We start from the raw sequence: 19,728 nt of genomic DNA on the forward strand, positions 1-19,728 counted from the left end.
CACATATGGAGGACTGCATATGTCGTTAATTGTAATCGATCACGGCAACCGGATTGAAACACCGGTGAAGTCGTTATTCCCAGCCCGGGGGGTTGAACAAACATCCCCGACTAAAGCGATACATGACAGTGCTGGACTAGAAAAACGTGTACACGCCGATGGCGAGAGCTTCACCAATATACTGAAGCATGAAACAAAGCAGCCACTTAAAGACAGTTCGTCACAGACTAACAACCCCAATAACCCCTATAGCACCGACGATACCTACAGTGCCATCAACCCTGAAAAACTAAAACCAAGAGCGAACAGACTTAAAGTCGCTCAAGTCATGAGCCACCCGGTGCATACTATTGCACGCGAAGTAACCTTCAATACCGCATGGAAGAGGATGCAGGAATTACATGTCAGCCACTTGATGGTCACGGGAAACAATGGAGAACCTGTCGGCATTATCTCGCACATAGATATTATTGAACACGGTAAAGAGTCGCCTGTCAGCATCGCTAACTATTACACTAAACAGTTGATAGCTGCTTCACCTGACACTGATATATCAGTGATTTCATCGAGCTTTATTGAGTACGAGATCAATGCGATGCCCGTTTTTGATAGCAACAATCAACTGCTTGGAATTGTCTGCCGGTCTGATCTTTTAAGACTGTTAATAAGCGGTTCGCATATCGAAAGCTGGGCCTGATATCTATACTTAACGGCCACTACACTTAGAACCCAGCACACCTGAATCCCGCTTTCGCTGCTTGTCTGATCCGTTAATTTTTCACGTTATTTTTCACGCAGCTTTTCATACAGCACCAGATTGACATCTTCGGTCGCTTCATTGAAAAGAATGACGATCTCTTTACTCTTCAACTTACGCTTTATCTGCGCGACCCGCTGAGCCAGCGATGTTTCCTCAAAACCGTAATCTGTGCCGTCCCGGGTCACAAACTCCTCAATCAAGCCTTCAAGTGCCTCTGCTGAAATCGCCTCTGCCGGAATAATCATAGGACCGGCACACCGAACGATGACAACAATTCAATAAAACCTGCTTCATCTAAAACGGCCACGCCTAAAGACTCCGCTTTTGCCAGTTTACTGCCTGCACCGGGTCCTGCAATAACACAATCTGTTTTTTTCGAGACACTGCCTGATACTTTAGCGCCCAACTGCTGCAGTTTTTCTTTAGCTTCATCACGTCCCATGTGTTCCAGCGTGCCGGTAAGCACATAGACTTTATTCAACAGCGGTTGCGCTTGTGGTTCTGCAACCTCTATCACCGGCCAATGAACACCCGCGTCCCTTAATGCGCTGATCACTTCAAGATTGTGCGGCTGCTGAAAAAAAGTACGGATATGATGCGCTACAATCTCTCCAACATCGGATACCGCTAATAACTGCTCTTCATTGGCTTCAATCAAACCATCAAGATCTCCAAAAGCCTTCGCCAGATTACGCGCCGTCGCTTCGCCAACCTCACGAATTCCCAAAGAGTAGATAAAGTGCGCCAAACTGGTTGATTTTGACTTATCGATAGCCGCCAGCAGATTGTCTGCTGACTTTTCACCCATCCGCTCCAGACCTGCGATATCCTGGCGTTTCAACTGATAAATATCAGCGATGGAATTCAGAAGATCCTTATCTACCAGGGTGTCGATAAGCTTCGCTCCTAAGCCTTCAATGTCCATCGCCTTGCGTGATGCATAATGACGTAGCGCTTCTTTTCTCTGTGCAGAGCAACTTAGCCCTCCACTACAACGCGCTATCGCCTCCCCTTCGACTCTCTCCACATCAGAATGACACACCGGACAGTGCTCAGGAAAAACGACATCAACTACATCATCAGGGCGCTGCTCTACAACAACACTCACTACCTTAGGTATCACCTCGCCAGCCCGACGGATAATCACCCAATCTTTGATCTTTAAATCTAAACGCGTAATTTCGTCCATATTGTGTAAGGTTGCATTGCTTACCGTAACTCCTCCGACGAAAACCGGCTTTAACCGCGCCACCGGTGTAATGGCTCCCGTCCGGCCAACCTGAAATTCAATATTCTCAACCTGAGTGATCTCTTCCTGTGCAGGAAACTTGTGCGCAATCGCCCAGCGTGGGTAACGAGACACAAATCCAAGGCGTTGTTGAAGTGAATAGTCATTCACCTTAAAAACCAAACCGTCGATTTCATAAGGCAGGTTATTACGCAGTTCTGCCATACGTTGATAGTAATCCAGACAACCGTCAGCACCTTCAACCAATTCGAGATAACGGCTGACTTTAAAGCCCCAGCGATGCAACTGCTGCATACTGTCTACATGAGCATCCGGCATAACACCACCCGAAAAAACGCCCACTCCATAACAGCACATCTCCAGTGGGCGTGTTGCCGTAATGCGAGCGTCTAACTGGCGCAGGCTTCCTGCAGCCGCATTACGTGGATTAACGAAGGCTTTTTCACCTTTGGCATTGGCGCGTTCATTTAATGCTTGAAATCCAGCTTTTGGCATATAGATTTCACCCCTTACCTCGAGTCGTTGAGGTATACCTTCGCCTAAAAGACGTAGAGGAATCGAAGCAATCGTGCGGACATTATGCGTAATATTCTCACCGGTAGCGCCATCACCCCTTGTTGCACCACGGACTAATATTCCATTTTCATACAATAGGCTAACGGCTATACCGTCTAATTTAGGCTCGCAGGCATAAGATATAGGCAATGTTTCGTTCGATAAACGCTCGCGAACACGGCGATCAAAATCCCGCAGGTCTTCCTCAGAAAAAGCATTATCCAGCGACAGCATCGCCTTCTCGTGCTTCACTTCATCAAAGCTACTGATCGGTTTGCTGCCGACACGCTGCGTAGGAGAGTCAGGGGTAGCTAGTTCAGGATATTCTCGCTCAATCTGGTTGAGTCTCTGAAAAAGACGATCATACTCAGCATCAGGAACAGACGGCTCGTCTTGCACATAATAACGATAATTGTGCTGATCAATAATCGCGCGTAGTTGCACGACTTCTTTTAACAGCTCAGCCGAAGGCTGAGCATCTTTGGGTAACACAGTATCGCTGGACATGGAGTTTTTTCAGACTATAAAAGATGACAAATTACTTACGAGAGCTATTTACACTGATGATTTACAAAAGTCACTTACGACGATGCCGGTTATGCATTTCATATTCACGGATACGCTCACGATAATGTGCTTTAGTCTGAGGACGCATCACCGAGCGGTTTTCATCAAGCAGATCCCCACCTAAGTGTTTGGATACAGTTTCCGCTGTCGCCAGCATACACTCGAACGCATTTTTCACATCAGCAGGCTCGCTCATAGACATGAAAAAGCTGACACCCGGCGTTGTCATCTCGTCCATATGCTCCAGATCGAATGTTCCAGGATTAACAGCATTCGCCATACTAAACTGTACCGCGCCTTTATCAATTCCCTCTTCAAAACGATGGAACAAACTCATATCTCCAAAGCGCATACCGCAAGCCAAGACTACCTGCAGAAGAGTTTGCCCATCCAGTTGATGCTGCTTACCCACCACGGTTATAACCAAAACTTCTTCGGGCTCTGGTGCATGCTCGCGCGCTTTACGATCACTGCGGGCATGCTCCAAATTATCTTTATCAAACGCGGGGTCTTTATCAAACGAGGTATCGTTCTCAAACAAGGAATCCTGCTCAGGCAAGTGTGCAGCATTGCCCTCCGATTTAAAATGGTGAGCTGATGACGCAGCAGTGTCGTCCTGTGTCGCTTGACGTTCATCTTCAGGTGCCTCAAAAACTTTCACATCAGCAGCGGCAGGCACTTTATCTTCTGAATCAATTTTTTCTTCAGCAATAAACGCTTCCCGGACATCTTCTGCTTCAGCGTGAACCGCCCTCATATCACTTTCATTAGAATAACGATCATCAGTTACAGATTGATCACCGCTCTTATTACTATAATCAGGGGTACTATATGCATCAGTATCTGAAGCCTCGGCTTCACCTGTGGCGGATTTCTCTGGGTAAAAAAACATCTCTTCCTGAGCCGCCGAAACGCTCTCCTCATCATGCTTTTCTGATGCCTGTCGCATTAAGACAGTAATAGGCTGCTCAAGATCAAAAAGCTCAGATGCCTGATCTGATTTTTTTACAGCCTCTTCATCAACGACAGCCCGTCTGACAGGCGAGAGTATTTCTGGAATATCATCAAAAAGCGGATCTAATTCCTCTTGCTGGGTAACTGCATGCTCTGTATTGTAAGTCGCTTTCCCAGCAGTAGCTCCGAGGCTAGAGCTTCCAGCATTAGGCCTCGCATCGTTAGTCTTACCAACGTGCGCCTGGCCTGAAGTGCCCGTCTCAAGATAATCATTCAGATGCTCAAAACCAGGATCAATGCGCGCGCCTGTACCCGCCACATCGGCAGCATGCGATTCGAACGGCTGACTGTTGTAGCTGGTTTGCGTTCTGCTCTGCGTTCTGGCACCACCATTCGGTAGTTCAGGATTATGAGCATCCGCGCTTGGTGCACTTTCTACATCATCCGAAAGACTTCTGTCTATATCAATTTTCAGTGTGTTCCGTTGGCCTTTCATACGGCGCCAACCGTCGAAAATAATCAAGCCAATAACCAGAATCCCACCAATTATCAACCACTCTCTTAAGCCGATATCCATGTTTAAACACTTGCCTCAGAAAACGTGAACTTATTCATACTATAGACCGAACGACTCTACTGAACAATCTACTCAAGTATCTAGTCAACAATCCGATCAATAACCAGATTAACGGGCTCAGACACCTCTTTTACAGCAACCAGCACTGTTGCCGACTGCAAATCACCAGAAGCGGCCTGAGGTTGCCCACTCATCGATATTCTCGCACCAATTTCAACATTGGGATGCAACGACAGTTTCGCCTGCGGCGTCATCGCCATACTATCATCCAACGAAATTGTTGTTGGCAACTCGCCTACGGTTAAGCGAACCGCTGCCACTGGCATACGCCCGCCTACCGGTTTGGCAAAAACAAACACAACCTGATCCGCTGCGATGTTGTCACCTAATTGTGGGTCAATGCTAACGCTCAGCTGTATGCCAGCGGTTGCCAGCTCAGGAACATCCGGAACCGGTTTACCTTGCAGTGCCAATTGCTCTAACGCGCGTTGAATCCCTGCTTTGAGGGAGTCCGCTGCACCAGGCTCTGCATTTTGTAACGCTTTACGCCAAAAACCTACTGCATCTTCGAGGCGATTCTGCTCAAAAGCATCAATGCCCAGCAAGCCCAAAGCGGTCACTTCTAAGGGTTCGCGATCCAATGTCAGCTTTATCTGCTGTCGGACTTCCTCATCCATCTTGCCACCTTTAGCAAAATACAGCCCTTGTGCATATTGACCCATCACGCCAACATACTGTGTAGCATCCTCAGGCAAAACGTCGAGTACCTGCTTAAAGCTGGCAACCCCTTTATCAAATTCCCCCAAATTCATATAAGTTGTCGCCAGAATATACCAGCCTTCGGCATTTCCCGGATTTTCTTCTAACTCATTCAGCAACATCTGGATAGCTTCTTCTACTGTCGGTTGCTCACCATTTTCGAAACGCAACTGATCAGGATGGGCCATACTCATTTGTAACTGACGCGCACTGCCATGCTGAAAATACAACCCAAAAGCGGTAACCGGAATCAGTAAAGCCATCAGTACAACAATGATCAGCTGTTTTGATCCGATAGGCGAAGAGGTTATTGGCAGCACTTCATCACTGGCATCTTCAAGCAGGTTTTTCTCAAGCTCTAATTTTAATTCTTCGTAATCCTCTTGCTGGAGATTCCCGGCCACTCGCTCAGCCTCCAGCTCAGATAAACGTTCCTCAAAAATCTCTATATTTTTACGCGTACGATCAGTATTTATCGCTGTCGATTGAGCTTTTTTGGCCTGTATAAAAGGGACAAATATAAACGACAACGCCAATAATGTCAGAAGTGCAATACCAACCCATAATTGAATCATTCAGCCTTTCCCTTATCCAGCAATGTAGCTAATCGTGTTTTATCTTTATCATTTAACGAATCTTCTTGTTTTTCATTAACTCGCTTGCGTTTTCGGGTTATCAGCAAAACAACCGCAAAACCAACCGCTACCAACACAAAAGGTCCGTACCATAAAATCCATGTACTTGCTGACATTCGCGGTCGATAGAGGACAAACTCGCCATAGCGTGCCACCATGTAATCAGTAATTTCTGTATTTTGCTTGCCTTCTTCAACCATTCGGTGGATCTCACGACGCAAGTCAGATGCTATCGGTGAATTGGAACCAGCAAGATTCTGGTTTTGACATTTTGGGCAGCGAAGCTCATTAGTTAACTGCTGAAAGCGCTCGCGATTAGCGTCATCCTTAAACTCGTAAGTATCAATCGTGGCGTTGGCAGCCAATGATAAAAATAACATGAATACAACAATGATTGATCTCATCCTTACCCCTGAGACTCTGTGGATATTTGCTGTAAAATGGTTTCTAATTTCAACCACACCTTCTCGTCAACAGCGCCCACGTGCTTGTAACGAATCACACCATTAGCATCCAGTACATATGTTTCAGGTGCACCATACACACCAAGATCCAGACCGAGCGCGCCCTGTTCATCAAAAATATTGACTACATACGGATCACGGTAGCGACGTAACCACTCTTTAGCGGCCCCCCGCTCATCTTTATAGTTAATACCATAAATAGTAACGCCCTCTTCTCGTGCAATCTTATTCAGCTGCGCATGCTCTTGCTTACACGTTGGGCACCATGTAGCCCAGACGTTCAACAGCGCGGGTTTACCTTTCAAATCGTTCTGCGTCAGCATCCTGTTATCATCAACCAGAGAAGGAAGATTAAAGTCGGGTACCGGCTTATCAATCAGTGCTGACGGCAGTTCAGTAGGATCAAGACCCAGACCTTTCCAGAACAACGCCCCCATCACAACAAATATGATCAAAGGGATAAAAAGTATAAATCGACGCATGTTAACTACCTTTAGACCGTCACACTTTCACGAGTGAGCATGTTTTCATTAACCGCTTGCTTGGCAACCCGCTTTTTCCGATAACGCGCATCACTTGCTGCCAATACACCACCCAATCCCATCATTATTCCACCCAGCCATATCCAGCGAACAAACGGCTTATATTGAACCCGGATAGCCCAGGCGCCGCCTTCCAGCGGCTCACCCATCGCCACATACAGATCGCCGAACAATCCAGGGTCTATATCAGCTTCTGTCATCACGCTTCCCCGCGCTGTGTAGAGACGCTTTTCCGGATGCATGACAGAGTATGGCTTACCGTTTTTCAAAACAGTGAGTACGCCCATATCCGATGTGTAGTTTGGTCCTTCTACATGCTTTGATCCTTCAAAAATAAAGGTGTAATTCTCAAATGCCAACGTATCTCCCGGCATCATACGAAGATCACGCTCTTCATTATAGATTGATACCAAAGCCACTCCGGTGATCGAAACAGCCACACCCAAATGCGCTAACATCATGGCGACATGACTTCGTGAAAGACCACCCAAACCTTCGGCCAGGGTACGCTTATGCTTAATTTTATTGGTAATATCGCGGAGTACAGAGATGGCAACCCAAAAAGCCAGCACCATCCCCAAAGCAGTTTTCAGCTCAAACGCACCCGCATACATCAACGGGAAAGCCATTCCAAGGGACAATGCCACCACCGCAGGAATACCCAGCTGCTTAAGCAAATAATGAGGTTCAGTTTTCTTCCAGCGAGAAATAGATCCAACCCCCATAAACACCACCATCACACCGATAAGCGGCACAAACAAGGCGTTAAAATAGGGAGGCCCTACAGAAATTTTACCGAGCGACATCGCGTCGATAATCAATGGATACAAGGTACCCAACAACACCATCAGACAGACAATCACTAACAGTATATTGTTAATTAGCAAAAAGCTTTCTCTGGAAACCAACTCGAATGAGGACTCACTTTTTACATGCGCGGCTTTAATGGCGTACAGCAAAAAGGAGCCTCCGACAGTGATGGCCAGTAACACCAGAACAAAAAAGCCACGTTCAGGGTCTGAAGCAAAAGCGTGAACCGAAGTGAGCACACCGGAGCGAACCAAAAAAGTACCTAAGAGGCTGAGCGAAAAAGCAAAAATCGCTAACAGAACCGTCCAACTTTTAAATACACCACGTTTTTCGGTCGCCGCCAGACTGTGCACTAATGCTGTTCCGACCAACCAAGGCATAAATGAGGCATTTTCAACAGGGTCCCAGAACCACCAGCCGCCCCAACCAAGTTCATAATATGCCCACCAACTCCCCAGCACGATACCGATTGTCAGGAAAGACCAGGCAACATTAGTCCATGGACGTGACCAGCGGGCCCAGGCAGAATCCAGGCGGCCACCCATTAATGCGGCAATGGCAAAAGCAAACGCCACAGAAAAACCAACATATCCCATATAAAGCATGGGAGGATGAATGATGAGACCAATATCCTGCAACAGAGGGTTGAGATCGCCGCCTTCCAACGGAGTATTCGTTAATAACCGACGAAAAGGACTGGAAGTCATCAGGGTAAATGAGGTAAAGCCGACACTGATCATACCCATCACTGACAATACACGCGCCACTACATCCAGAGGTAACTCTTTGCTTTTTACGGCGACAGCATACGTCCAGGCGCTAAGAATAAACACCCAAAGCAATAAGGAGCCTTCGTGTCCACCCCAGATAGCACTGAATTTATAGTAGACCGGTAAAGCTGTATTTGAATTATTCGCCACATAAGCGACACTAAAGTCATCAGTCATGAAAGCATAACCAAGACAGAGCATGCTGATCAGTAAAAACAAGAAAAGCGATTTTGCCAACGGCCGCGCATAACTCATCCAGAGCTGATTGCCGGTGTAAGAACCAATTAACGGCACTGAAGCTAAAAGCACAGAAAGACTCAAGGCCAGAATAAGTGAGTATTGCCCAAGTTCAGGAATCATTTATTGAACGCCTCTTTAGGTGGAGTCGGCATTTTACCTGACTTTTCCAATGCATCGGCTACTTCTGGCGGCATATAGTTTTCATCATGCTTAGCTAATACCTCTACTGCCTGGAATACGCCCTGAGCATCCAGCGAACCCTGAGCGACGATACCCTGACCCTCGCGGAACAAGTCAGGAAGAATCCCGGTAAACTCTACCGGCACTGTTTTGGCGTAATCTGTCATCTCAAACTTAACATGCAAACTTTGCTGGTCACGCACTACACTGCCCTCGACTACCATGCCTCCGGCACGAATGCGCGTGTCCTTGGGAGCTTCGCCATTGACAATCTGCAGCGGCGAATAAAACAGATTAATATTTTGATTCAGAGCATAGAGCGCCAGGCTCACTGACACACCGGCACCAAACACAAGAAAGAGAACGAGGATAAGCCTCTTTTTACGTTTCGGATTCATTGAGCATTGTTCTCCCTACGCAGACGTCGAGCTAAATTTTTTATTAACTCTTTACGTGTAAATAACGGCAAAATCAGATTACCGATAAGAATCGACACTCCGATCGCATAAGACAACCAGACATAAAGCCCGTGGCCATCCATTTTAATAAACTCAGAAATTGTTTCGAACTGCACAGTCACCTCACCGGGAAGTAATCAATTCACGCACCCAACCAGAGCGACGCTCTCGACGAATAATCTCATTGCGTAGCCTCAGCATCAAAGACACGCCAAAAAAACAATAGAACCCCAATACCATCACTAACAGGGGCAACCACATCTCAACAGGCATGGCTGGTTTTTCTGTTAAAGTGAAAGTCGCTGGCTGATGCAGTGTGTTCCACCACTCTACGGAATACTTAATAATAGGAATATTAACCAAACCGACCAGGGATAAAACAGAAGCAGCTTTCGCGGCTGTCGTTTCATTATCCATCGCGGCGTACAAGGCCATCACACCCATATAAAGAAACAGCAGGATCAACATTGATGTCAGACGTGCATCCCATACCCACCAGGATCCCCAGGTCGGCTTCCCCCAGATAGCACCCGTTGCCAGCGCCATAACAGCAATGGAGGCACCGATGGGTGCACAGGCAAAAGCCACCATATCTGCTACTTTTATTTTCCAGATAAGGCCTACAGCACCGGCAATTGCCATTAACATATAGCAGGATTGCGCTAATATGGCCGAGGGCACATGAATATACATAATTCGGAAGCTATTGCCCTGCTGATAATCCGGTGGAGCAAAAGCTAAAGCCCAGACAAGCCCCGCCACCAGTAACAAAACAGCAGCAATTAAAAAGCCCGGAAGCAATTTACCGGTAATATCATAACACCAACGAGGGGACGCCAGTTGATAGAACCAGCGCGGTAACCAATTACTTCCTGCCATATATCATCATCTCTTAACCCGTCACAGAAATTCGTACAGCCGCGCTAATTGCCAGCGGTGCTAAAACAATACCCAAAGCCAACATGGCGCCTAATAACGCCAGATAACCCGCCAAAGGCAAACCAGCTACTGCGGCTTGCACTGCTCCTGAACCAAAAATAAGCACAGGAATATACAATGGCAGCACTAGCAGGGAGATCAACACGCCACCACGCTTCAAACCAACCGTCAGCCCCGCGCCAATGGCACCGATCAGGCTTAGCACAAAGGTGCCAATCAACAAACTAACAACCAAGCCGAACATCGCACTCATGGGTAAAAACAACATCACACCCAACAGCGGAGACATTAAGGCCAGAGGTAATCCAGTAGTCATCCAATGCGCCATTACTTTTGCCAGGCAAACAACCATAAGCGGCTGGGGACTTAAAATCACCTGTTCTAAAGTACCGTCGTCATAATCCGAACGGAATATGCCATCCAGTGACAAAAGTGTTGCCAATAATGCCGCGACCCAGACGACACCAGGCGCTACATCCGCTAAAAAAGTCGGTTCCGGACTTACCCCAAGCGGAAATAACGTTGCCACCATTAAGAAAAAGATCAGAGGATTAACCAAATCACTTTTACGTCTGAAAGACAGCAACAAATCTCTTTTTAAAACAGCAGAGAACAATTGGCCCAGCGATATTTCCGCAGAGTTAGTACACAATTCAGCCATCAAGTTCCCATTAATTGGTCAAGATTAATCTTTGTCACGGGCCCACATGAAGTTAAATCATGATGTGTCGTTAAAATAACACTCCCGCCTGCAGCCACATGACCTGCCAGCCACTTTTCTTTAGCAGCAACACCACGCTTATCTATTGCAGTAAACGGCTCATCCAAAATCCACAGCTTGGCGGTATTCATATATAAACGAGCCAAACTTACCCGACGATTCTGCCCTGCTGATAATGAGTGACAAGGCACATCTTCATATCCTTTAAGACCCACAGCATCAAGTGCGGCTAAAATTTTCTCTTCAGATAATGCCGGATGAATAGCACTGTACCATTGCAAATTCTCAACAGGTGTCAACATACCTTTAACGCCTGGCTGATGGCCAAAATAGAGCATGGAGGATAAAAACTCATCCCTCATCTTCGCTATCAGCTCGCCACGCCAGTATATCTCACCTTCAAAATCATTAGAGAGACCGCTGAGTATTCTTAACAGTGTGGTTTTCCCACTACCATTTGCCCCTTCTATCTGCATCAGTTCGCCCGCAGCCAAGGTAAATGCCAGCCCATCAAACAAGGTGCGCTCATCTCGCTCACAAAACAGATCGACAACTTTTAATAATGGCTGCGACAACAACTTCCCCTCAAAATCTGCGTATTAACTACATATAAACTGTATATGAACTGCATATAAAAAAGGTTCACGCTACACTTTATTAATTACTGGCCGATGCATAAACAGGGCATTATATACAAATTAAACTAAGCAGGGGCTTGCTCTTGAGCAGATTTCATATAAAAAGTGTCTATTAATGAGCACTATCACACCACAATCACTGACCCTGCTCGATTCTTCAGGGAATTCGCGTACCACAAGCAGTGAAAAGCTAATACCGGCAGGGGGAACTTTACAAGCCACCGTCAAACAGGTCTCCCAAGATCAGCTCAGCCCTAATGTATTCAGACTTAAGTTAGAAGCCAATAGCGTACTAATGGAACTCAAAGTGCAACAACCCATTACGCAGGGTAGCCAGGTAACTCTGGCAAGATCCACTGAAGGACAGCTCTCGGTTACAATACATGCTAAAAACACCGCCAAGACAGATAACTCTAACGGCGCAGATAAACCTCAAAATAACCGGACTTATCAGACAACAGCAACGCCGGTCATCCGCACTGCCGATGATTCAAGCCGTTTGAATCGCCTTATTCCCACTGGCCAAACTATTAGTGCTCAGGTAGTCACACAAACGCCGGGCCAAACGATTCCGACTCTGCAATCACAAACCCTCACACCCCAGACTAACGGGCCACTGCAGACATCTGCTCAACCTCAAACAACACTTTCCCAACAAGCCCAACCGCCTTTGTTAGCGAACACACCATTACAAACAGTAGCGCCTCAAACAGCACCTAACCCAACAGTGCCTAGTCCAGGAATGCCCAGCCAAACAATACCTAGTCAAAGCCCAACAGTGCCCGCTCAAACGCCGGCACAGGCTTCAGCGACGCCTCTGCCGCTAGCAACGACTTCTCAAACGACTCAAACAACAACTACAACTGCAGCCGCCACCCCAACAACGCCTGCAGCATCACAGACACCGCTAACGTCTCAACCGACTCAGACGCCCCAAACAGCAAGCCAGACAGCTACAACAGCTCAAGCACCATCAAGCGCCCAACCTGCTCCTGTTGCCACTGCTAGTGCTGCTGTCACTACTCATGTTAATACTCCCGTTACTACAACAGCGCCAACCCAGGCACCTCTGGTAAATCAAACGTCTCTGACAACTCTAACAACTCCATCCCAGCCCCAGCCAGCAGCGACAAAATACAGTGCCGACCCCGCTGCCAATATAATGACGCTTAAAATAACAGGGGAAACCGTTTCACTGAAAACATCGGCTAATCTACCGCCATTACAACAAGTCCAGGTATCGCGTAGCACTAACGATCAACTCTTAATCCGCTGGTCACAACCTATTTCATCACCCCCCACCACAGCTGCGCTAACACTCACTTCAAGCCAAACCCAGACCGTTGAAAACAGCATGCGTGAATTACTACCTCAGCAGATCACGCTAACCAGCGGCGTGCAACAAATACTCAACAGCACACAGGCAAGCACTGCCGTCGCTGCAGGCCAGATCGACAAGGTAGTTCAATCATTAATGCTGCTATTTGGTGTACAGCCGGGTGCAGCAGAAGCACAGCAAGCCATTAAACAAAATATTGGTTATGGTGGGCTTTTCACAGAAAACAAACTGGCCAACAATCAAGCTCCGGCTAAAGATATGAAGCAGTTTCTGGGAAAAATGCAGGCATTAGCCGAGCAACTCCCTGATGCGCAAAAGCAGGTCATCCAAACAACGATTGAAAAAATGCTCGCACGCATTACCTCAAATCAATTACATAGTTTGCAACACCGGCAAGAAAAAGTAGAAACAAATGAACGTTTTTTTCAGCTGGACCTACCCGTTCAGAATCAAAACTCACTTGAAAATGTTGAGTTACGCATAAGCCAGCGAAGTCAGAAAAACAGCCGTGAAGAACCTGAAACCATATGGAAAGTCAGGCTACATTTTGACCTGGAAGAATCCGGCAGTATCGACGCAGAACTCAGCTTAAACCAAGAACAAAATGAGATTTCCGCCGCTTTCACTTGCGCCAATAAAGACACGGCCAGCTTCGTCAGAAGCCAACTGGAGAGCTTTAAAACACAACTCACCGCACTCGGATTAACAGTGCCGGCTCTGGCCTGCAGGCAAGGCGAACAAGGGCCACAACAATCTCCTCTGCAGAAACAATTAATAGATATAAAAACATGAATCAAGAAGATGAAATCGACTCAGTCGTCGCCTTAAAATACAACCATGGGTCTTCATCTGCTCCGACGGTGGTAGCCAGAGGAAAAGGAGATATAGCGAAACAAATACTCGAACTGGCAAAGGAGCACGAAATCCATATTCACCAAAGCCCAGAGCTATTAGAAGTGCTTATTCGACTAGAGGTAGGTGACGAGATCCCTGAAGCCTTGTATAGAGCTATCGCCGAAGTAATTGCATTTGCATACAATCTTAAAAAGAAAAAATGACGCATAGACTTTCAATAAGTATTAATAATTACTTATGCTCAATACCTTGATGCGTGTGTAATTCTTTATGCAACAAGGCCATTAACTCCGCTTCCGGCCGCCCGATACCACAATCTTTAACAAGATCATCAACATCCGCGCCCATTTCCATTAAACGAGCCGCCTGATTATAGGCTAAATCACCCGGATCCCTATTCTCAAGTTCTAACTGCTTTTCGACAGTAATATTGAGCTTTTGCTCGATATCGACCAAGCGCTTTCCCATACCAATTGAACTGCCGGTTATCGAACGTATCTCATTACGTAATACAGTAACCAAGGCTTTGTATTGTCGTTCGTGCTGTTTTTGGCGGAAGAAAGTATAAATACTTAGTCCTGCAAACAACATGACCATGACACTTAAGAAAGAGACTACCCACATACTAGATTCTGCCAATACATTGCCCTTATTCACACCAACAACATTTCAAGATACTTATATAACTGAAGATAACCACACATAACTGCACATCACTCAACTCAACGATTGCCTGACGCCAGCTCCAACTGTTTAATCAGCGCATCTACGTCAACAACTGCACAACGCTCTTGCATATAGGTTCCGAGCAACCAAGGTCGATTCTGCTTTTCGGCGTTAATATTAATACTACTGTGCGGTATACGCACCGACTTTTCAACAACATCACACGTCAACGCCCAGCGTTTTCCTTCAAGTACCAGCAGTTCTGCATAACGTGACTTAGCAGGATCATACCTATCGGACAATATCCAACAACCTGTATCTACTATTTGGCTTTGAATAGAACCGCGCGCAAAGCTACCCAGTAACCATTCATAGTTGTTTTCCAGCTGCAATGTCACTGTGCTCAAAGACAAGGCTCCTTCTATGCTTTCAAAGGGTATCGCCAACTTAAGCCCACAGACATTCACCAACACACAATTCAGCTCCCCACCCATAATTAAAGGCGGCTCTGGCTCTGGCTCTGGCTCTGGCTCTGGCTCTGGCTCTGGCTCTGGCTCTGGCTCTGGCTCTGGCTCTGGCTCTGGCTCTGGCTCTGGCTCTGGCTCTGGCTTCAGTGTTTGGGTTCTACCGTTACGATCAAGTACTTTTTCAATCAATACAATATCTTCATCTTCGATCGTTTCGCTCGACAAAGCACTTTCGTCAACCTCAGCGGAATCCATTAAGAGCGCTTCTAAATACTCAAAAACAACCTGATGCTGGCGACCGGACGGTTTTTTATTTCCCATAGCCGATTACCTCTTTTGCTCTATCAAAGAGCGCAACAAACGCGCATAGGCATGCACGCCACGACTTCCGGCATCCAGTGAGGAAGGCACCACTCCCTTCATACTGGCATTTCTGAACTTAGTATCAATGGGTATGACCGCGCTTGAAAGCTCATTAGGGTAGCACTTATTAAGTTCTCGTAAGCAACTCACTGAAGCTTGCGTGCGGCGGTCATAAAAAGTAGGGATAATCGTATAACTTAATTTTTTCTTTCTGGCCCGATTAATCATGCTGATCGTCCTGATCATGCGCTCCAGCCCTTTTAAAGCAAGAAACTCAGTTTGTGTAGGCACTATCAGATGATTACAAGCCGCAAGCGCATTCACCATCAGCACCCCTAATACGGGTGGACTATCGATGAGCACATAATCATAACGACCTTTCAAATGGCGTAATGCTTTAGCTACCTGCAACCCCAAGCCCTGATGCTGTATAGCACGCCGCTCTAATGTAGCCATCGCCGTAGAGGCCGGCATCAACTGGATTTGCTCGACTGACGTGTTGCACAACAGTGAATCAACCTGTTTAGCCGTCACATCACTCTGCGTTACAAACAGGTCATAGACACTGTGATCCAATTCATCCGGATCATAATGAAAATAACTGGTCAATGAGCCATGCGGATCAAGGTCAACCATCAAAACACTGTATCCAACTTCGGCTAATAATCCCGCCAATGTAACGACAGTCGTTGTTTTTCCAACCCCACCTTTTTGATTGGCAATTGCCCAAACCTGCATAGCCTATTCCCGTTATGACTGCGTCTAGATTAACGACAAAAACTGATAACGCTATCAATTAGAACCCTATTACACGGATACTCAGTAACAACTGCCTCAGAGCTTTCCGCGATTCATCAAAAGTGGACCTATATCGTTCAGATCTAAAATATCGTCAGCTAATCCTGCCTTTACAATTGCTTGCGGCATTCCATAGATAGTACAACTAGCTTCATTCTGAGCCCACATAACTGCTCCTGCCTGCTTAAGTAAACGAGCACCCTCTGCACCGTCTGCTCCCATACCCGTCAAGATAATGGCCAACACCTTATTAGCATATACTTTTGCCGCTGCGCCAAATGCCACATCGACACTCGGGCGATACGTCATTCGCTCATCACCTGGTAAAATTCTAACACGGTCAGAATGACGGCTGTCTATCATCACCTGATGCCCCCCCGGTACTAATAATGCGCATCCTGGCTTCAGCTTATCGCCATCTTCTGCTTCTTTTACTTCAATGCTACATTGCTGATTCAGCCGGGTAGCAAAAACGGAGGTAAAGGTTTTTGGCATATGCTGCACAAGCAGCAGAGGGTATGGAAATGATGCTGACAAGCCCGTCAGAATCGTTTGTAACGCCGCAGGACCACCGGTTGAAGCGCCAATAACGACCAACTTGCAGCTATCTGGAAAACTAGCTTTTTTACCTCCACGCTTTCTGGCCAGTAGTTCTGCAGCGCCACTGCTAACAACAGATCCATTGCTAGCAGCAGATCCATTGCTAACACCAGACTTAGCTCCGGTATTGGTAAAGGTGCTTTTTCTCTGAATCGCTCTTGGGTTTTGTTGCTGTTGAGAAAGACTGTCAGCTTGAACGGCTGCCGTCCTGGGAGAGTGAACAACTGAAGGCGGGTCCGCTTTGGGGGGCTGCACTGCGAACGCAGACCGATCATGCCGATGCTTACTTCTGCCAAGCGCGACAATCCGCTCAACTAAATCATTTTGCATCGAATTAGATTTATTAACCCAAGAGCGGATATCTTTTGTCAGATAATCTACCGCCCCAGCCTCAAGCGCCTGTAAAGTAACTTGCGCCCCTTCATGAGTAAGGGATGACAGCATCAACACATTGGTTGGGTTATCACGCATAATGATACGTACAGCATCAATGCCGTTTAACAAAGGCATTTCCACATCCATAGTAACTACATCTGGCTTCAACTGCTTAGTCAGCTCTACAGCTTCACGGCCATTAGACGCGGTGCCGATCACTTCCAGTCGCTTATCGCTTGATAGAAAATCAGTTATGCGTTGCCTGAAAAAGCTGGAGTCATCAACGATTAATACTTTTACCGGCATGAGAACCCCTGCACAGGCAGAAACACACTAAGACGCGTAACGTTTCAGTAGATTTGGAATATCAATGATAAGCGCAATGCGTCCATCCCCTGTAATCGTAGCGCCAGACAAGCCTGGTGTACCATGCAAAATAGTGCCCAATGGTTTAATGACCACCTCTTCCTGACCCACTAATTGATCTACGACAAAGCCAACTCGTAACGTACCTACAGTAAGAATAACAACATGCCCCTGCGCAGGTAATTCGGCATTTTCCTGACCTGCCACCAACCAACGTTTCAAATGAAACAAAGGCAACGCCTGATCCCGAACAATAATAACCTGCTGCCCATCAACAATATTTGTTTTTGTCAGATCCAGATTGAAAATCTCATTTACGTTTACCAAAGGTAATGCAAACGCCTGATCTTCAAGCATGACCATTAAGGTAGGCATAATGGCCAAAGTTAACGGCACCTGGATTGCGATACGCGTCCCCTGTCCCATCACAGAATCAATATGTAGCGTACCATTCAGCTGCGTAATTTTGGTTTTAACCACATCCATGCCTACGCCACGACCTGAGACATCAGAAACTTCGGTCTTAGTCGAGAAACCCGCCTGAAAGATTAAATTAAAACACTCCTGCTCAGTGAGACGGTTAGCGGCTTCCTGTTCAAGCATTCCACGGCTAACGGCAAGGCTACGTAATTTTTCAGGATCCATGCCGGCGCCATCATCCTGTATGATCAATAGAATATGATCACCTTCCTGCTCCGCAGAGAGTATCACCTGACCTTCTCGCGACTTCCCTGAGGCTTCACGAATTTCGGGCGACTCTATACCGTGATCTACTGAATTCCGGACTAAATGGATAAGAGGATCAGCCAGAGCTTCTACTAAATTCTTGTCCAGATCCGTTTCTTCGCCGTGTAATTCAAGACGAATCTCTTTTTTTAAATTTCGGGACAAATCCCGAATCAACCGGGGAAAACGACCAAAAACCTTTTTAACCGGCTGCATACGGGTTTTCATGACAGACATTTGTAAATCAGCGGTTACCATATCCAAGATGCCAAGCGCTTTGCCCATCTCTTCATCTTCACGGGCACCACCCAAGCGAACCAGCCTGTTACGCACCAGCACCAGCTCACCTACCATATTCATGATTTTATCCAGTAAACGCGTATCAACACGAACGTTGCTCTCAGCCGCCACCGGTTTACTGGCCTGTACCGATTGTGGTGGCTGCGCAGTACTGAGCGGTGCGGCCTTAGGGATCGCTTCCGGTTCAACAGCCGGAGCAACCTTAGACTCCACAGCTACAGGACCAGGAGCAGGAGCAGCAACAGAAGAGGCTATAGGACTATCAGTACTGACGAACGCACCCTGACCATGAGACTGTAACTCATCCAACAGGTTTTCAAACTCGTCTTCAGAAATCAGATCATTAACCGAAGACGATACGCTCTCTATTACATCAGGTTTTACGAAAACCCCTGGCGTACCATGCTCTCCATGCAGATCATTCAGCAAGGCTTCAAATTCATCTTCAGTGATTAAGTCATCATCTGCTGATGGCAAATTACTACCCAATTCCGGCAGCACATCATCCAGTAATAAATCAAACTCTTCGTTTGCAGAGGCATGCACAGAATTTTTTTCTTGCGTAAGCGTAGTGTCAACTACGTCCTTCTCTACTGCGGCTTCTGCAAGCAACTCAACAGGCTCGCTTCGCGCTACGCTAAGAGAGGTACTCGCTTTCCCTGCCGCGAAATCAGCAAGGCTTCTCAATAATGCCGGAGAGGCCGGTTCAGGTTCTTCACCAGCACGCACATTGCTAAACATGACATTGACAGCATCCAGCGACTGTAATACCACATCCATGAGCTCAGGGCTGACCTTAACACTGCCATTACGAAGCAGGTCAAACAAGTTCTCGGCGTTATGACAACATTCCACCATTGCGTCCAACTGCAAAAAACCAGCACCACCTTTAACCGTATGAAATCCGCGAAAGATAGAATTAAGAAGGTCTTTATCCTCAGGGCACTTTTCCAAATCAACTAGCTGCTCAGATAGTTGCTCCAGTATTTCTCCTGCCTCAACAAGAAAATCTTCGAGAATCTCGTGGTCAACATCCAAGCTCATTGGAAGCTCCT

At 46.7% G+C, this 19,728-nt stretch carries 20 protein-coding genes; 3 read left to right on the forward strand and 17 right to left on the reverse strand.

All coding sequences use genetic code 11. The annotated features are described in order from the left end of the window. Positions 1–19 precede the first annotated feature (19 nt). Positions 20–697 carry a CBS domain-containing protein gene (locus BM099_RS03755; RefSeq protein ID WP_090724638.1) on the forward strand — a complete coding sequence of 226 codons (678 nt, stop codon included), beginning with the start codon at positions 20–22 and terminating at the stop codon, positions 695–697. A gap of 86 nt (positions 698–783) precedes the next feature. Here BM099_RS03755 and BM099_RS03760 read toward each other — a convergent pair whose 3' ends face one another. The 12 genes from BM099_RS03760 to ccmA form a co-directional block, all read right to left on the reverse strand. Next, positions 784–1,005: a YheU family protein gene (locus BM099_RS03760; protein ID WP_090724641.1), complete on the reverse strand. Its 222-nt coding sequence runs from the start codon at positions 1,003–1,005 to the stop codon at positions 784–786. Next, positions 1,002–3,071 (reverse strand): NAD-dependent DNA ligase LigA, encoded by a 2,070-nt coding sequence (gene ligA, locus BM099_RS03765; RefSeq protein ID WP_090724644.1) that lies wholly within the window; start codon positions 3,069–3,071, stop codon positions 1,002–1,004. Before ligA ends, BM099_RS03760 begins: the two co-directional genes overlap by 4 nt. Positions 3,072–3,141: 70 nt before the next feature. Then, positions 3,142–4,662 carry a cell division protein ZipA gene (gene zipA / locus BM099_RS03770; protein WP_090724646.1) on the reverse strand — a complete coding sequence of 507 codons (1,521 nt, stop codon included), beginning with the start codon at positions 4,660–4,662 and terminating at the stop codon, positions 3,142–3,144. Between the two features lie 80 nt (positions 4,663–4,742). Further along, positions 4,743–5,996 (reverse strand): c-type cytochrome biogenesis protein CcmI, encoded by a 1,254-nt coding sequence (gene ccmI / locus BM099_RS03775; RefSeq protein WP_090724649.1) that lies wholly within the window; start codon positions 5,994–5,996, stop codon positions 4,743–4,745. Continuing rightward, positions 5,993–6,460, reverse strand: coding sequence for a cytochrome c-type biogenesis protein (locus BM099_RS03780; protein WP_090724653.1), 468 nt, complete (start codon positions 6,458–6,460; stop codon positions 5,993–5,995). Before BM099_RS03780 ends, ccmI begins: the two co-directional genes overlap by 4 nt. A 2-nt stretch (positions 6,461–6,462) precedes the next feature. Beyond that, a complete protein-coding gene (locus BM099_RS03785) occupies positions 6,463–7,002 on the reverse strand; it encodes a DsbE family thiol:disulfide interchange protein (protein WP_090724656.1) in 540 nt (179 codons plus the stop codon). A gap of 11 nt (positions 7,003–7,013) precedes the next feature. After that, positions 7,014–9,002 carry a heme lyase CcmF/NrfE family subunit gene (locus BM099_RS03790; RefSeq protein WP_090724659.1) on the reverse strand — a complete coding sequence of 663 codons (1,989 nt, stop codon included), beginning with the start codon at positions 9,000–9,002 and terminating at the stop codon, positions 7,014–7,016. After that, a complete protein-coding gene (ccmE, locus tag BM099_RS03795) occupies positions 8,999–9,460 on the reverse strand; it encodes a cytochrome c maturation protein CcmE (RefSeq protein ID WP_090724661.1) in 462 nt (153 codons plus the stop codon). The genes BM099_RS03790 and ccmE overlap by 4 nt, the downstream gene beginning before the upstream one ends. After that, on the reverse strand, positions 9,457–9,636 hold the full coding sequence (gene ccmD / locus BM099_RS03800; protein ID WP_090724664.1) for a heme exporter protein CcmD: 180 nt from the start codon (positions 9,634–9,636) through the stop codon (positions 9,457–9,459). The genes ccmE and ccmD overlap by 4 nt, the downstream gene beginning before the upstream one ends. A 7-nt stretch (positions 9,637–9,643) precedes the next feature. Continuing rightward, entirely contained in the window at positions 9,644–10,399 is a 756-nt protein-coding gene (locus BM099_RS03805; protein ID WP_090724666.1) for a heme ABC transporter permease, read from the reverse strand. Positions 10,400–10,412: 13 nt separating this feature from the next. Continuing rightward, on the reverse strand, positions 10,413–11,120 hold the full coding sequence (gene ccmB, locus BM099_RS03810; RefSeq protein WP_090724669.1) for a heme exporter protein CcmB: 708 nt from the start codon (positions 11,118–11,120) through the stop codon (positions 10,413–10,415). After that, positions 11,120–11,755 carry a cytochrome c biogenesis heme-transporting ATPase CcmA gene (ccmA, locus tag BM099_RS03815; protein ID WP_090724671.1) on the reverse strand — a complete coding sequence of 212 codons (636 nt, stop codon included), beginning with the start codon at positions 11,753–11,755 and terminating at the stop codon, positions 11,120–11,122. Before ccmA ends, ccmB begins: the two co-directional genes overlap by 1 nt. A 178-nt stretch (positions 11,756–11,933) precedes the next feature. Here ccmA and fliK point away from each other — a divergent pair, with 178 nt between their 5' ends. Together fliK and BM099_RS03825 are read left to right on the forward strand one after the other, a co-directional pair. Next, on the forward strand, positions 11,934–13,949 hold the full coding sequence (fliK, locus tag BM099_RS03820; protein WP_090724673.1) for a flagellar hook-length control protein FliK: 2,016 nt from the start codon (positions 11,934–11,936) through the stop codon (positions 13,947–13,949). Beyond that, the gene (locus BM099_RS03825) at positions 13,946–14,215 is read left to right on the forward strand and encodes an EscU/YscU/HrcU family type III secretion system export apparatus switch protein (protein WP_177201079.1); all 270 of its coding nucleotides are present in this window, start codon (positions 13,946–13,948) and stop codon (positions 14,213–14,215) included. The genes fliK and BM099_RS03825 overlap by 4 nt, the downstream gene beginning before the upstream one ends. A 28-nt stretch (positions 14,216–14,243) precedes the next feature. Here BM099_RS03825 and BM099_RS03830 read toward each other — a convergent pair whose 3' ends face one another. From BM099_RS03830 to BM099_RS03850, 5 genes are all read right to left on the reverse strand, one after another. Continuing rightward, the gene (locus tag BM099_RS03830) at positions 14,244–14,651 is read right to left on the reverse strand and encodes a DUF2802 domain-containing protein (protein ID WP_232348857.1); all 408 of its coding nucleotides are present in this window, start codon (positions 14,649–14,651) and stop codon (positions 14,244–14,246) included. 83 nt (positions 14,652–14,734) lie between these two features. Continuing rightward, complete coding sequence (locus tag BM099_RS20380; RefSeq protein ID WP_090724678.1) at positions 14,735–15,466, reverse strand: chemotaxis protein CheW; 732 nt, start codon at positions 15,464–15,466, stop codon at positions 14,735–14,737. Positions 15,467–15,472: 6 nt separating this feature from the next. Continuing rightward, positions 15,473–16,246, reverse strand: coding sequence for a ParA family protein (locus BM099_RS03840; protein ID WP_090724681.1), 774 nt, complete (start codon positions 16,244–16,246; stop codon positions 15,473–15,475). A 96-nt stretch (positions 16,247–16,342) separates the two neighbouring features. Continuing rightward, positions 16,343–17,587, reverse strand: coding sequence for a protein-glutamate methylesterase/protein-glutamine glutaminase (locus tag BM099_RS03845; RefSeq protein WP_090724683.1), 1,245 nt, complete (start codon positions 17,585–17,587; stop codon positions 16,343–16,345). Positions 17,588–17,614: 27 nt separating this feature from the next. Then, entirely contained in the window at positions 17,615–19,717 is a 2,103-nt protein-coding gene (locus tag BM099_RS03850) for a chemotaxis protein CheA (protein ID WP_090724686.1), read from the reverse strand. Between the last annotated feature and the right edge of the window lie 11 nt (positions 19,718–19,728).

Source organism: Neptunomonas qingdaonensis, from assembly GCF_900113275.1.
Lineage (GTDB): Bacteria > Pseudomonadota > Gammaproteobacteria > Pseudomonadales > Balneatricaceae > Neptunomonas > Neptunomonas qingdaonensis.

Excerpts from the sequence above, each read along its gene's own strand:
- BM099_RS03755 (WP_090724638.1), top strand. The coding sequence starts at position 20 with ATGTCGTTAATTGTAATCGATCACGGCAACCGGATTGAAACACCGGTG.
- BM099_RS03760 (WP_090724641.1), bottom strand. The coding sequence starts at position 1,005 with ATGATTATTCCGGCAGAGGCGATTTCAGCAGAGGCACTTGAAGGCTTG.
- ligA (WP_090724644.1), bottom strand. The coding sequence starts at position 3,071 with ATGTCCAGCGATACTGTGTTACCCAAAGATGCTCAGCCTTCGGCTGAG.
- zipA (WP_090724646.1), bottom strand. The coding sequence starts at position 4,662 with ATGGATATCGGCTTAAGAGAGTGGTTGATAATTGGTGGGATTCTGGTT.
- ccmI (WP_090724649.1), bottom strand. The coding sequence starts at position 5,996 with ATGATTCAATTATGGGTTGGTATTGCACTTCTGACATTATTGGCGTTG.
- BM099_RS03780 (WP_090724653.1), bottom strand. The coding sequence starts at position 6,460 with ATGAGATCAATCATTGTTGTATTCATGTTATTTTTATCATTGGCTGCC.
- BM099_RS03785 (WP_090724656.1), bottom strand. The coding sequence starts at position 7,002 with ATGCGTCGATTTATACTTTTTATCCCTTTGATCATATTTGTTGTGATG.
- BM099_RS03790 (WP_090724659.1), bottom strand. The coding sequence starts at position 9,002 with ATGATTCCTGAACTTGGGCAATACTCACTTATTCTGGCCTTGAGTCTT.
- ccmE (WP_090724661.1), bottom strand. The coding sequence starts at position 9,460 with ATGAATCCGAAACGTAAAAAGAGGCTTATCCTCGTTCTCTTTCTTGTG.
- BM099_RS03805 (WP_090724666.1), bottom strand. The coding sequence starts at position 10,399 with ATGGCAGGAAGTAATTGGTTACCGCGCTGGTTCTATCAACTGGCGTCC.
- ccmB (WP_090724669.1), bottom strand. The coding sequence starts at position 11,120 with ATGGCTGAATTGTGTACTAACTCTGCGGAAATATCGCTGGGCCAATTG.
- fliK (WP_090724673.1), top strand. The coding sequence starts at position 11,934 with ATGAGCACTATCACACCACAATCACTGACCCTGCTCGATTCTTCAGGG.
- BM099_RS03825 (WP_177201079.1), top strand. The coding sequence starts at position 13,946 with ATGAATCAAGAAGATGAAATCGACTCAGTCGTCGCCTTAAAATACAAC.
- BM099_RS20380 (WP_090724678.1), bottom strand. The coding sequence starts at position 15,466 with ATGGGAAATAAAAAACCGTCCGGTCGCCAGCATCAGGTTGTTTTTGAG.
- BM099_RS03840 (WP_090724681.1), bottom strand. The coding sequence starts at position 16,246 with ATGCAGGTTTGGGCAATTGCCAATCAAAAAGGTGGGGTTGGAAAAACA.
- BM099_RS03845 (WP_090724683.1), bottom strand. The coding sequence starts at position 17,587 with ATGCCGGTAAAAGTATTAATCGTTGATGACTCCAGCTTTTTCAGGCAA.
- BM099_RS03850 (WP_090724686.1), bottom strand. The coding sequence starts at position 19,717 with ATGAGCTTGGATGTTGACCACGAGATTCTCGAAGATTTTCTTGTTGAG.